The 12,061-nt window shown below is 65.9% G+C and carries 12 protein-coding genes; 3 read left to right on the forward strand and 9 right to left on the reverse strand.

Going from position 1 to position 12,061, the window contains the following annotated elements:
* Positions 1-62: 62 nt before the first annotated feature.
* From C8C89_RS11645 to C8C89_RS11685, 9 genes are all read right to left on the reverse strand, one after another.
* Complete coding sequence (locus tag C8C89_RS11645; protein WP_133990008.1) at positions 63-779, reverse strand: glycosyltransferase family 2 protein; 717 nt, start codon at positions 777-779, stop codon at positions 63-65.
* Positions 776-1,420 (reverse strand): class I SAM-dependent methyltransferase, encoded by a 645-nt coding sequence (locus C8C89_RS11650; RefSeq protein ID WP_243857981.1) that lies wholly within the window; start codon positions 1,418-1,420, stop codon positions 776-778. Before C8C89_RS11650 ends, C8C89_RS11645 begins: the two co-directional genes overlap by 4 nt.
* Complete coding sequence (locus C8C89_RS11655) at positions 1,417-2,187, reverse strand: PIG-L family deacetylase (RefSeq protein WP_133990010.1); 771 nt, start codon at positions 2,185-2,187, stop codon at positions 1,417-1,419. The genes C8C89_RS11650 and C8C89_RS11655 overlap by 4 nt, the downstream gene beginning before the upstream one ends.
* A 1-nt stretch (position 2,188) precedes the next feature.
* Positions 2,189-3,217 (reverse strand): acyl-CoA dehydrogenase, encoded by a 1,029-nt coding sequence (locus C8C89_RS11660; protein WP_133990012.1) that lies wholly within the window; start codon positions 3,215-3,217, stop codon positions 2,189-2,191.
* 161 nt (positions 3,218-3,378) lie between these two features.
* Complete coding sequence (locus C8C89_RS11665) at positions 3,379-3,999, reverse strand: hypothetical protein (RefSeq protein ID WP_133990014.1); 621 nt, start codon at positions 3,997-3,999, stop codon at positions 3,379-3,381.
* Positions 4,000-4,536: 537 nt separating this feature from the next.
* Positions 4,537-6,615: a methyl-accepting chemotaxis protein gene (locus C8C89_RS11670; RefSeq protein WP_133990016.1), complete on the reverse strand. Its 2,079-nt coding sequence runs from the start codon at positions 6,613-6,615 to the stop codon at positions 4,537-4,539.
* Positions 6,616-6,672: 57 nt separating this feature from the next.
* The gene (locus C8C89_RS11675) at positions 6,673-7,464 is read right to left on the reverse strand and encodes a TorF family putative porin (protein ID WP_243857982.1); all 792 of its coding nucleotides are present in this window, start codon (positions 7,462-7,464) and stop codon (positions 6,673-6,675) included.
* 230 nt (positions 7,465-7,694) lie between these two features.
* Positions 7,695-8,117, reverse strand: coding sequence for a hypothetical protein (locus C8C89_RS11680; protein ID WP_133990018.1), 423 nt, complete (start codon positions 8,115-8,117; stop codon positions 7,695-7,697).
* 69 nt (positions 8,118-8,186) lie between these two features.
* Entirely contained in the window at positions 8,187-8,912 is a 726-nt protein-coding gene (locus tag C8C89_RS11685; RefSeq protein ID WP_243857983.1) for a FadR/GntR family transcriptional regulator, read from the reverse strand.
* Positions 8,913-9,052: 140 nt separating this feature from the next.
* Between C8C89_RS11685 and C8C89_RS11690 the strand changes: the two genes are divergently transcribed.
* The 3 genes from C8C89_RS11690 to C8C89_RS11700 are packed head-to-tail and all read left to right on the forward strand — an operon-like array spanning position 9,053 to position 12,005.
* Positions 9,053-9,850, forward strand: a complete 798-nt coding sequence (locus C8C89_RS11690) for a (Fe-S)-binding protein (protein ID WP_133990020.1) — start codon at positions 9,053-9,055, stop codon at positions 9,848-9,850.
* Complete coding sequence (locus C8C89_RS11695; protein ID WP_133990022.1) at positions 9,847-10,563, forward strand: LUD domain-containing protein; 717 nt, start codon at positions 9,847-9,849, stop codon at positions 10,561-10,563. The genes C8C89_RS11690 and C8C89_RS11695 overlap by 4 nt, the downstream gene beginning before the upstream one ends.
* Positions 10,560-12,005, forward strand: coding sequence for a LutB/LldF family L-lactate oxidation iron-sulfur protein (locus C8C89_RS11700; protein WP_101482204.1), 1,446 nt, complete (start codon positions 10,560-10,562; stop codon positions 12,003-12,005). Before C8C89_RS11695 ends, C8C89_RS11700 begins: the two co-directional genes overlap by 4 nt.
* Positions 12,006-12,061 lie beyond the last annotated feature (56 nt).

The following is a 12,061-nucleotide window of genomic DNA, read 5'->3' on the forward strand; positions in this document are numbered from 1 at the left end:
GTAGCAAGGACAAACCTGATCGCCGGACCGGAAAAAAACCGGCCCGGCGATCTTTTTTGAGGCTATGTCAGCGTCAGGAGTGGTGACGATTCCATCGCCGCCACCACCTGCAGCAAAGTATCGCCGAAGCCGCCCCTTGCCCGCGCATGGCGGCGGGCACTGGTGGTGACGCGCGGTGCGGCGCTCCAGGCGATGTGCGCGCCGCATTCTTGCAGCGCGGCGACCATGGCCACGTCCTCGCTGCAGGCCAATGGCGCAAAGCCGCCAGCGCGCAGGTAGGCACTGGCGCGTACGCCGAAGTTGGCGCCATGGATGTGGCGGTGGCCGTCGGCATTGGTGTAGGTGTGCGCGAAGTGCTGGCGCAGCGCAGCGGCGTTTGGCCCATGCGGCGACCAGTCGTCCACCGCCACAGTGCCGCAGACGGCATCGGCGTCCAGGCCCAGTTGGGCGCTCAGCCAGGAGGGCGATACGCGCGTATCCGCATCCGTAAAGGCCAGCCAGCGGGCACCGCGCTGCAGCAGTTGCTGCGCGCCGGCCGCGCGCGCGGTGCCCACGTTCTGCGCATTGATGGCGATGCAGTCGAGACGCCAGCGCAGGTCCGCCTGCATGGCATGCTCCAGCACGATGCGCTGCGACTGGTCACTGCAGGTATCGAGCACGATGACGATGCACACCGCCTCGCCATGCAGCAAGGGACAGGTGGCGGCAAGGCGTAACGCTTCCAGGCAGGCGCCCAGGCACGCTTCCTCGTTATGCACGGGTACGACGACGCCTATCATGCGAAGCCCTCGCATTGCGCCACCGAGCGCATATCGTTCGACCAGATCCCCAGCAGAAAGTCGGTTTCTTCGTGGCGCAGCACGCGGTGCAGGCCGGGCGCATCCTGGAACGCCGCATGCACGCGCACGGTTGAGATGATGCGCTGCGCAAACGGCGCGCGCCAGTGGCACAAGACGATGCTGCCGCCCGGCGCCAGGCTGGCAATGCTGTGTTCGACCACGCGTGCCAGTTCTTCCGGGGACAGGTAATAGGCGATCTCGCTCAGGACGATCAGGTCGAATTTGTCGGCGCCGGGCAGGATGCGCGGCCAGTCCTGCGGCAGCCGGTGCTGCGCGAGGACGACGTTGCCGCCGCATCCCGCGTCCAGCAGGCGCTGCTGCGCCAGCCGCAGCGCTTCGGCCGAAAGGTCGGCTGCCAGCACGCGGTCGCAGCGCCGCGCCAGTTCGAGCGTTAGTTCACCATTGCCGCAGCCTGGTTCATAGGCGTGGCGGTAGCGCCGCTGTGGCAGGCTGGCCAGCAGCAGGGCGCGCTTGCGCTCTTCGTACCAGCGCTGGCGCACCCGCCACGGGTCGGCATCCTGGCGATACAGTTGTTCGAAATAGCTGCCGCGCTGCTCGTCCGGCATGAAAGATGCGTTCATAGAAAATACACCTCCCAGGCATGCAGCAGGCGCCGCAAGGCGTCGCCGGCGACGATGGCGGGGCGGCCCGTCGACGGATCGTCCTGCATCTGGCTGGCGAAGCAGTGCAGGGCGTCGCGCTTGCGCTGCAGGATGGGGGCGGGCAAGGGCAGGCGGTGTGCGCGATGCCACGGTACGCGCATGTCGCCCGGTGCGGCCCAGTGCCAGCCCCAGATGGGCATTTCCACCAGGGGGACGCCGCTGGCCGCGCATGCCGAAGCGCAAGCCCGGCCGCATGCTTCATGGTCCGGGTGGCCGTCCAGGCGCCAGGTGGTGAAGACTCTGTCGCCGGGACGCAGCTGCGCTGCCAATGTGGTGCTCAGGTGTGGTGTCATGCCGGCCACGCCGCCATCGGGCAGGTGCAGGCGCAGCCATGCGGGCGACGCCAGTCCCAGTGTGGCCAGCGCCTGCGCGGACTCTTGCGGGCGTACCTGGCGCAGGCGATCCTGTGGCCAGACCGGCGAGCCCGGGTGGCTGGCGTCGCCATCGGTGACGGCGATCAACAGCAGTTCGCTGCCCTGCGCCGCCAGCAGTTGCAGCAAGCCGCCGCAGGCGAGGATTTCATCGTCGGGATGGGGCGCGACGATGACGGCGCGCGTCCCTGGCGGCACCAGTGCGTGCGCGCTGATGGTGGGCAGGTCGTTCAACCCCCGCCAGGATAGCCACACATGGTCCGGCGTGCCGCTGCCTTCGATGCGGCGCGCATGCGTATCGGGATGGGCGAGCATGTCAAAGCGCCCATGGGTGGTCTTCGGCGCCGGCGACGATACCGCCCAGCGCGGCCTGATCGCGTTCGGCGTGGCTCTGGCGCAGAAAGACGGGCAGGTCGGCCGCCAGGCGTGCAAAGCGGGCATCGCGGCACAGGGGGCCGGCGCCCAGTGCACGCGTGGCCAGGTGCAGGACTTGGGTGGCGGCGTCTTCCACCGCCAGGCGCAGACGCAGGGCCAGGCCCATGGCGTCGCGCTGCGGCTGTGCGTCGATTTCGGCGGCGCCTTCGCGCAGCAGGGCGCCGGTGGCGCGCAATGCGCAGTCGATCTGGCCCAGTTGCGCCAGGCGCACGGGATCGGGGGCAGCGTGCTGCGCGCGCGCATGCAGGTGACTGGCGACGGCGCAGGCCGCGCCATACCAGGCGGCTGCGATGCCGGCGCCGCCATGCCAGAAGCCGGGACGCTCCAGGTAGGCGCCCGGCGGGCCCACGGGAAAGGCCCGCGCGCCGGAAAAGGTCACGTCGACGCTGGCGCAGGCTAGCATGCCGACGGCTTGCCAGCCTTCATCCGTGACGTGCACTCCCGGCTGCGACAGCGCCACGGAGGCCAGGCAGGCCTGGCCTTCCTCATTCCAGCAACTGACCAAGGCGTGGCTGAGTCCATTCGCCCCCGAGCACCAGGCCTTGCGGCCATCGAGCACATAGCGGCCATCGGCCGCCTGCTGCAACTGTACGCGCGCGCCCGGCATTTCCGCGCACCATACGCCCCAGCTGCTGCCGGTCGGTGCGCCGGGCCCGTCGATCTCCGCCAGGATGGCCAGTGCATCGGTATGGCCCTCGTACAGCTTGAGCAGAGAAAGGTCGATGGCGGCGATGGCGGCCAGCATTTGCCAGCGCTGCAGCGTGGAGCCGTGGCCGGGCAGGGGTAATTGATCCAGCCCCGCGTCGCGCAGACGCTGCAAGCCTTCGATGGGGTGGAAAGCGCTGTCCTGTGGCTGCAGCAGGGCGGCCAGTGCAGCGTTGGACGGTAGGGGAAAGGCATTGGGCGGCATGGCAAGCTCCTGTTTTTCAACAGAATAGCTTTGTATTTTCGCAATGTATGTTCGATTCTGCACATACACTCGCTAATGGCCTCAAGTCGATGCGGCGGCGGGCGGGATGGCGCGGCTGCGGCAAGCTGCAGGGCCGGGCGGCCCCACAGCATATCTAGCGTTTATTTTTTGACGTAGTGCATGTCCAGCACATACACGCCCTTGTCCAGCATCACCGTGTACAGGTCGTTAGCGCGCAAAGACAGGCCGCCGGGGACGCTTAATGCCGGCTGCATGCCGTCGTCCTGCATGCAGGAAGCGCCATTGTCCACGTCAACGCACCAGTTGTTCTTGCCATCCATCTGTACATATTTCACGGTAGTACCGCTCCTCAGGAACGTATAGGCCGGGACCGACGAGGTGATCTTGTCGACGCGCAAGCTCGTTGCTGTGGCGTTTTCCGCCAGCTTGATCAGCATGTCGGCTGTGCCGTCCGGCTTGCCGGTGATCGTCGCGCTCATGCCGTCTGTCGCTACCACGGGGCCGGAGCAATCGGCCTTGAAGTACGTTTCGCCGGTCGGCGTCAGTTCCAGCGAACCGCTGCCGTCGCTCTTCAACGCGATGACGAGCAATTGGCGGTCGTGATGGTCGCAGGCCGACTGCCAGGTGCCGACATACGCGGCCAGCGGCGAAGTGCTGCCGGACTCGCCGGCAAGCTGTTGCGCCGTACCGCTGCCACCACCACCGCAGCCAGCCAGGAGTGTTGCGGCCGAGCCAGCCAATACAGCCAATAATTTTTTCATTCATCATCCTTTTTCATCCGGCAGCAGGGCGTGCCGTCAACGCGGCCTGATTATAGGATTATTAATCAGCGGCAATTCTCGCCGAATCTATCGCTGACTTGATTTGGATCATGTCGCGGTGACGCGCTGAACTGCACGGGGCCGTTGCAATCGGGAGCTGGCGGTACTGGTTTTCACAAGCGGGTTGCCAAGTATCAACATAAGCGGCCAGTGCAGGAAGGGGCGCGAGCACCACTGGCGGGACAGCGACGTCAACACTACCGGCACGGCCACCACCACCACCACAGCCAGTCAAGACCACTGTGGCAGATACCATTAACAAAGCCCATCTTTGTGGCGGGATATAAATGCAATCTCAAGTGCTGCCATTAAATGACGGCGAGAAGAAACGGGTGGAGTGCCGCGCATAATCATGAATGAAGCACGTATTGATAGGATAGGGCCGCATATACAGAGCGCCATTGTCTTGCGAATGCAGCAGGTGAAGATAATGCCGGCGCCTGATAATGGCGCCGGCCGCCGCCAGAGATGGCAGGCTTAAAACTCTTCCCAGTCATCCCCTGCCGGTGCCTTGGCGGGCGCACGCTGTGCTGCTTGCGGCTTGGCGACGCTCAGGCGCTTGGCGGGCGCCGGTGTTGTTGGCGTGGCGGCCCGCGGCGTCGCCGCGCTTGCTGCTGGTGCCGTCTGGCGCACCTGCTCGCCCAGCTTGAACACGCTGACCACCTCGGCCAGATGGCTGGCCTGGTCTTGCAAGCTTTCGGCGGCCGCCGCCGCTTCCTCGACCAGGGCCGCGTTTTGCTGCGTCACGCCATCCATCTGCGCCAGCGCCTGGTTGACCTGGGCGATGCCGTCGCTTTGCTCGGTGGTGGCGACGCTGATGTCAGCCATGATGGCGGTGACCTTGCGCACGCTGTCGACCACCTGCTCCATGGTGGCGCCCGCTTCATCGACGAGTTTGCTGCCTGCCGCCACCTTGCCCACGGAATCGTCGATCAGCAGCTTGATTTCCTTGGCCGCCGCGGCCGAGCGCTGTGCCAGGTTGCGCACTTCCGTGGCGACGACGGCGAAACCGCGCCCCTGTTCGCCCGCGCGCGCCGCTTCCACGGCGGCGTTCAGCGCCAGGATATTCGTCTGGAAGGCGATGCCGTCAATCACACTGATGATGTCGACGATCTTGTTCGACGAGTCATTGATCGAGGTCATGGTGGCTATCACCTTGCCGACCACTTCGCCGCTCTTTTGTGCCACGCTGGACGCGGAAGCTGCCAATTGATTCGCCTGGCGCGCATGGTCGGCGTTTTCCTTGACGGTGCCCGTCAGCTCTTCTACCGAGGCGGCCGTCTCTTCCAGCGAACTGGCTTGCTGTTCCGTGCGGGCCGACAGGTCGTTATTGCCTTGTGCAATTTCCGCGCTGGCGCGGGCCACATTGTCAGCGCTGGCTTGCACTTGCAGCAGCACGGCGTGGATCTTTTCCACGAAGGCGTTGAAACCCTTGCCGATGACGGCCAGCTCGTCGGTGCCCTTGACTTCCAGTTTGACGCGCAGGTCGGCATCGCCGCTGGACAGATCCGTCATGGTGCGGCCCAGGGTGCGCAGGGGACGCGTCAGCTGGTTGACGACGAGGATCAGGATACCGGCCGTGGCTGCCGCGCACAGCAGGGCGACGATCAGGGTGTAGGTCATCAGCTCGCGCGCCGAGGCGGTGGCCACGCTTTTCGGGAAGTTCAGTTCCACGCTCCAGGGCGCGATGTCGGGGTGGATCTGCAGCGGCTGCAGCAAATGGATGTAGCCTTGGTCATCCTCGTATTCATACGCCTGGCCCTGGCGTACCTTTTCCAGACCGGCGGCCGGCACGTCGTCGGCCTTCTTGCCCAGCCGCTCAGGCACGGGGTGGCTGGCGTACAGGCCGCCGTTCGAGATCAGCGCCAGCTTGCCGCCCTCGATTACTTTCAGGTCGGCCAGGATTTTCGCCAGGCGCGTGAGCATGAAGTCGGCGCTGGCCGTGCCCTTGAAGCTGCCGTCGATCATGATGGGCGTCACCAGCGAGGCCATCAGGACATTCTTGCCATCGACGGGGTAGATATACGGTTCCGTAAAGAAGGTTTTACCCGTGCGCTTGGGTACGTCATACCAGTCGTTGGCGCCCGGTTTCGGATCGAAGACGATGGGTTCGACTTGCAGCTTGCCGCCGGCGCCCCGTGTCCAGTAGGGCATGAAGCGGCCGCTGGCGTCGTAGTTCGGTTTTTGGTTGGCAAATTCCGCATCCTTGCCGTCGAGCGCGTTCGGTTCCCACGTCACGGCCGCGCCCAGCAAGTCTTCCGAGCTGCTCAGGGTGGCCTTGGTCAGTTCATTGATCTGCTCGCGCTGCAGGGGCAGGTTCGCGCTTTTCGTGCCGCGCATGGCGCCGGCCAGGCTGCTGACGCTGGCCAGGTTGCTGGCGATGCGCGCCTGCAGAGCGCCCGCCACTTCGCGCGCCGACGTGTGCGCCAGTGCCAAAGCGGCCGCCTCGGCGCTGGCGCTGCTCTTGTAGCCGATCACCGCCGCCGTGACGCCCAGGCTGAGGATGGCGAGCGCGGTAGCGGCGACGCAGATTTTGCTGTTGAGAGAAAGTTGCATGATGCTGTTCCTTGATGGGGATGTGTATCGGTATCTTGGGCGGCGCGTGTGGCGCGCCTAGAACGTCTTGCTGATGGCCACGACCAGCGTGGCGGCGGCGGGGTTGGACGTGTCAAACTGGCCGGCCGCATTCGGGATGCCCAGGGTGTAATGGTCGTAGGCATCGGTGGCGCCCCAGGCGCGCGTGATGGCGGCGCTGGCGCTCCAGCCGCCGTCGAAGGCCCTGGTGACGCCGACCTTGGCGTCATGCCAGTTCCAGATGGCATTACCCGTGCCCGCCACCCGGCCATTGCCGGCGTGCAGGTTCAAGGTCCAGGCATTGCCCAGGTCGACATTCGCGCCCACGTCCAGGTAGCCCGTGCCGCGCGCATTCGTGATGCCAAAAAAATCCCGCGTGACGGTATGGTTGTACTTGGCATACAGCATCTTGTAGCTGAGGCCCAGCGACAGTTCGCCATAGTCGTACTTGACGCCTGTGGCGCGGTAGACGGCGCCCGGATACTTGTAATAGTACGTCAGCACGCTGTAGCCCAGTTCGCCTACCGTGCCGCTGTAGCCGCCATACAGGTCCCATTCGATGGTCGCGTCCTCGATATAACGGTCGCTGACGCTGGAAACCCAGGTGCCCAGCGACCAGCCGCTGGGGTGCGCGTAGTCGGCACCCGCTTGCAGCGCAGGTTTGCCCCAGGTCTGGCGAAAGCCGCGTGAAATGTATTGCGAGGTGAGGCTGGCATTGGCGCTGAGGGTGGCGGCAGCGCTGTCCGTGGTCTGCGCCTGCACGGGCATGGCGGCGAGCAGGAAGACACAGCCCAGCAAGGATGTTCCACGAAAATGGCGGTTCGATGGCATGGCAGTCGGCTCCGTATTTGCCGGCAGCGGCCGTCCAGGCACGTTGCCCTGATGGTTGCAATAAATAAATGCGGAATGGACTTTGCGCAAGCAAGGCGACGCCGTGTGCATGTTCGCAGGAACATGCACACATTCTCACCAAACGTAACCGAAAGGATAGGGGCTAGGGCTAGTGGAAGTCAATAAAGTTGCGCTACGGAAATCGTAAGTTGTTGTTTCCTGGAACTTTTTCATGCTCCTGTCACATTCGGCCTGCCACGGCAGACTGCCTGTTGCAAGCTGGCCAGCAAGCCGGGCAGGGCCGCATGCAGGGCAGGCAGCTCGCCATCCAGTAGCTCGGTCTGCGCCTCCACCAGGCCCGATGGCTGGCCCCAGACGATTTTTGCGCTCAGCCGGGCGCTGGCGTCGAGTCCCGTGACGCTGACCAGCAGGGCGACTTCTTCCGGTGCATCCTCGGGCACTTCCCCGAGCAGGCAGGAAATGCCGAAATGATAATCCTCGAACGCGCTGGCCGTACCGCTGGAAAAGGCGAACACGGAGGCGAGCACCTGAGGAGCAGCGGCCACGAGTGGCGGCAGGGCGGCGCGGAACAAGGGCAGCAAGTCGTTTTCCAGCTGGAGTACCAGCGGATGGGTGTGGCTAAGGACGGTCATGCGAGAGTGAAGTGAGTGGCGGCGCGCGATGGTAGCAGTTTTTGCCGCCTTTGAGTTCATGTACTGGTCCTACCAGTGGCCTCCATCGTCTTCGCTGGTGACGCGCGTACGGACGAAATCGATGTGGCTTTGCATGGCCGTGCGCGCCTCCTCGGGCTGGCTGGCGCAGATGGCCTCGCACAGGGTGCGGTGCTGCGACAGCAGTTGCAGCGAGGTGGCGTCGTCCTGCTGGCGCAAGCCCGTGCCATTGATGGTGATATGTTCGCGCAGCATGCCGATGATGCTGGTGTGCAAGTGCAGGAACATGGTGTTGTGCGACGCTTGCGCGATGACTTCATGCAGCCGCGCATCGGCCTGCGCCTCGCCGTGCTTGTCGTCGCTGGCGCGCGCCTGTTCCAGTTCGGCCAGCAGCGCCATGATCTGCGCGCGCTCGCCGGTGCTGGCCCGTTGCGCCGCAAAATAGGCCGTCGCTCCTTCCAGCACGCGGCGAAATTCCAGGATGTCGTCGCGCAGGGCGGGGTGGTCGGCCACCAGCTGGCTCCACGGCGAGGCTATGCCGGTGCGCAATTGATCTGTCACAAATACACCCGCGCCGCGCCGGCTGCGCACCAGTCCCCGCGCGGCCAGGCGCTGCACCGCTTCGCGCACGGTATTGCGCGAGACCCCATATTGCAGCGCCAGCAGGCGCTCGGCCGGCAGCTGCGCACCCGCCGGCAGGCTGCCGTCCAGCAGGGCGGTCTCCAGCCTGCGCATCACCATTTCGACCCTGCCCCGCGCTTGCATGCCTGTCGCCATCGCTGTCTCTCGGTGTTGTTTTAAAGTGGTCCGAGCAATTTGAAGTGGCTCGCGGAAGCTGGAATTATGCGTGAACCGGTCATTCTTAACAACACACAGCGGCGCCGCAGCAACATACAGAGCGCCGGGGAGACACACTCATGCAGCCAGACCCGCGCCAGCCACGCCAGTATCCGCCCGCACCGCTCCAGGTGTACCTGTTCGCCACCTGCCTGGTCGACCTGTTCGTGCCGCAGGCGGGGCTCGACGCGGTGCGCCTGCTGGAGCGGGAAGGCTTGATGGTGCATTATCCGCGCGGGCAGAGCTGCTGCGGCCAGCCTGCCTACAGCAGCGGCAACCCGGAGCAGGCGCGTGCCGTGGCCCGCGCCCAGCTCGACCTGTTTGCGCAGCCCTGGCCCGTGATCGTGCCGTCCGGTTCCTGCGCCGGCATGATGCGCCACCACTGGCCGCAGCTGTTCCAGGACGATCCGGTCGCTGGTCCCAAGGCGTTGGAGCTGGCCGAACGCGTGTATGAACTGAGCGAATTTCTCCTCTGCGTGCTGAAACTCGACCTGGCCAGCCTGGCCCTGGCCGACCCCGGGCAGGCGGATGAAAACGTGGTGCTGCATACCTCGTGCGGCGCGCGCCGCGAAATGGGCACGCGCCAGCACGGCGTGGCCCTGGTCGACGCCTTGCCCGGCGTGACGCGCATCGAACATCAGCGCGAATCGGAATGCTGCGGCTTTGGCGGCACGTTTTCATTGAAGCACCCGGACATTTCCGGCGCCATGGTCAGCGACAAGATCGCTTCGGCCTGTGCCACGGGCTGCGACCGGCTCGTCTCGGCCGACTGCGGCTGCCTGCTCAATATCGGCCACGCCGCGCAGCACCAGGGCGCGCCGCTGCCCGTCGAGCACCTGGCCAGTTTTTTGTGGCGCCGCACGGGAGGCGCGGCATGAGCGCGGCCCTGACTGCCCGCGAACGCATGCTGGGACGGCTGCGCGCAGCCAAGCCCGCCTCGCCTGTGGCGGTGGGCACCATCGACGCCGCCATCGACAGCCACTACCAGGCACGCCGCGCGCAAGCGCCGCAGTCGCCGCACCAGCAGATGGCCGCCATGCAGGCCGCCTTGCGTGCCGCGCATGCGCAAGTCGATTGCGTGAGCGCAGACGCCTGGCCCGCCATGCTGGCGCAGCGCCTGGGCGCGCACGGCGTGCACCGTCTGCTGTTCGATGCCGGCAGCGCCGAAGGGCAGGCATTGAACGCCGCCTTGCCGACCGGCGTAGAAGCGCTGTCTTTTGAGCGTCCCCTGGCGCAATGGAAGGGCGAGTTGTTCGATAGCGTCGACGCGGGTTTCACGGTCGCCCGTTCGGGTATCGCCGCCAGCGGCACCCTGGTCATCGCACCTGACGCAGCCACGCCGCGCACGGTGTCGCTGGCGCCACCGCTGCACATTTGCCTCGTGTATGCGAGCACCCTGCACGCGGACTTGCACGCGGCGGCGCGCGCCGAGCGCTGGGCGGACGGCATGCCGGCCAACCTGGTGCTGGTGTCTGGCCCCTCGAAAACGTCCGATATCCAGCAAACCCTGGCCTATGGCGCGCACGGCCCGCGCTGGCTGTGGGTGCTGATCATCGATGACTTGTCAGCCCATGAAGGAGGCCAGCCATGAACGCCAAGCCCTTGCAATTCGTCAAACCGGCAGACTTCCACGCGCGCGCGCGCGCCGCGCTGGAGGACCCGAAGCTGCGCCAGAGCTTTCGCGGCGCCATGGATTTTTTACAGGACAAACGCAGCGCCCAATTCCCCGATGGCGATGAGCTGGAGCGCCTGCGCGACATCGGCGAAGCTGTGCGCCAGCACGCGCTGGCGCGCCTGCCCGATCTGCTGGTGCAGCTGGAAGACAAGCTGACGGCGGCCGGCGTGCAGGTGCACTGGGCCGAGGATGGCGAGCAGGCCAACGCCATCATCCACGCCATCGCCCAGCGCAATCAGGCGACGCGCTTCATCAAGGGCAAGTCGATGGCCAGCGAGGAAATCGAGCTCAATCACTACCTGGAAGCGCGCGGCATGACCTGCCTGGAATCGGACATGGGCGAGTACATCGTGCAGCTGGCCGGCGAGAAGCCGTCGCACATCGTCATGCCGGCGATTCACAAGACCCGCGCGGACATCGCCGGCCTGTTCGCCGAGCATATCCCCGATGCGCCCTACACGGAAGACGTCGATAGCCTGATCCAGACGGGCCGGCGCGCCCTGCGCCACGCCTTCGTCGAGGCCGATATCGGCCTGTCGGGCGTGAACTTCGCGGCGGCCGACACGGGCACCCTGTGGCTGGTGGAAAACGAGGGCAATGGCCGCCTGACGACGTCCGTGCCGGAGGTGCACATCGCCATCATGGGCATGGAAAAGGTGGTGGCCAAGCTGGAACATATCGTGCCGCTGGCGAGTCTCCTGACGCGCTCCGCGACGGGGCAGGCGATCACCACCTATTTCAACCTGATTTCCGGCCCGCGCCGCGCGGGTGAAAAGGATGGGCCGCGCGAAGTGCACCTGGTGCTGCTCGATAACGGCCGCAGCCAGGCCTACGCGGACGAGCAGCTGCGCGCCACCTTGCAGTGCATCCGCTGCGGCGCCTGCATGAACCACTGCCCCGTTTATACGCGCATCGGCGGCCACGCCTACGGCACCACGTATCCGGGGCCGATCGGCAAGATCATCTCGCCCCACTTGCTGGGGCTCGCCGCGACGGCCGACCTGGCCACCGCTTCCAGCCTGTGCGGCGCCTGCGGCGAAGTGTGCCCCGTGCGCATCCCGATTCCGCAACTGCTCGTGCGCCTGCGCACGGAGGCGAACCGCAATCCCGGCGAACAGGTGGCCCATCCGCTGCGCGGCCAGGGCGCCAAGTTCAGCCGCGGCGAAAGCCTGATCTGGCGTTTCTGGAGCGGCGCCTTTGCGCGCCCCGCCAGCTACCGCCTGTTCCGCTGGGCCGCCACGCGCCTGCGGCTGCTGACGCCGCGCGCGCAACTGGGCTGGACGCAGCACCGCAAGCCTTTGACGCCGGCGCCGCGCAGCCTGGCCGACCTGCTCAACGCACGGGGGCAGGAAGAATAGCCCCGCCCGGCAGCACCGAAGCACCGCAAAAAACACGCTACACACAATGACATCAA

This window comes from Janthinobacterium sp. 75, assembly GCF_004365495.1.
Lineage (GTDB): Bacteria > Pseudomonadota > Gammaproteobacteria > Burkholderiales > Burkholderiaceae_D > Janthinobacterium.

Bases quoted from the DNA above. Each gene is read 5' to 3' on its own strand.
- C8C89_RS11660 (WP_133990012.1), bottom strand. From the start codon at position 3,217: ATGCCGCCCAATGCCTTTCCCCTACCGTCCAACGCTGCACTGGCCGCC.
- C8C89_RS11670 (WP_133990016.1), bottom strand. From the start codon at position 6,615: ATGCAACTTTCTCTCAACAGCAAAATCTGCGTCGCCGCTACCGCGCTC.
- C8C89_RS11680 (WP_133990018.1), bottom strand. From the start codon at position 8,117: ATGACCGTCCTTAGCCACACCCATCCGCTGGTACTCCAGCTGGAAAAC.
- C8C89_RS11655 (WP_133990010.1), bottom strand. From the start codon at position 2,187: ATGCTCGCCCATCCCGATACGCATGCGCGCCGCATCGAAGGCAGCGGC.
- C8C89_RS11675 (WP_243857982.1), bottom strand. From the start codon at position 7,464: ATGCCATCGAACCGCCATTTTCGTGGAACATCCTTGCTGGGCTGTGTC.
- C8C89_RS11650 (WP_243857981.1), bottom strand. From the start codon at position 1,420: ATGAACGCATCTTTCATGCCGGACGAGCAGCGCGGCAGCTATTTCGAA.
- C8C89_RS11690 (WP_133990020.1), top strand. From the start codon at position 9,053: ATGCAGCCAGACCCGCGCCAGCCACGCCAGTATCCGCCCGCACCGCTC.
- C8C89_RS11700 (WP_101482204.1), top strand. From the start codon at position 10,560: ATGAACGCCAAGCCCTTGCAATTCGTCAAACCGGCAGACTTCCACGCG.
- C8C89_RS11645 (WP_133990008.1), bottom strand. From the start codon at position 779: ATGATAGGCGTCGTCGTACCCGTGCATAACGAGGAAGCGTGCCTGGGC.
- C8C89_RS11685 (WP_243857983.1), bottom strand. From the start codon at position 8,912: ATGGCGACAGGCATGCAAGCGCGGGGCAGGGTCGAAATGGTGATGCGC.
- C8C89_RS11665 (WP_133990014.1), bottom strand. From the start codon at position 3,999: ATGAAAAAATTATTGGCTGTATTGGCTGGCTCGGCCGCAACACTCCTG.
- C8C89_RS11695 (WP_133990022.1), top strand. From the start codon at position 9,847: ATGAGCGCGGCCCTGACTGCCCGCGAACGCATGCTGGGACGGCTGCGC.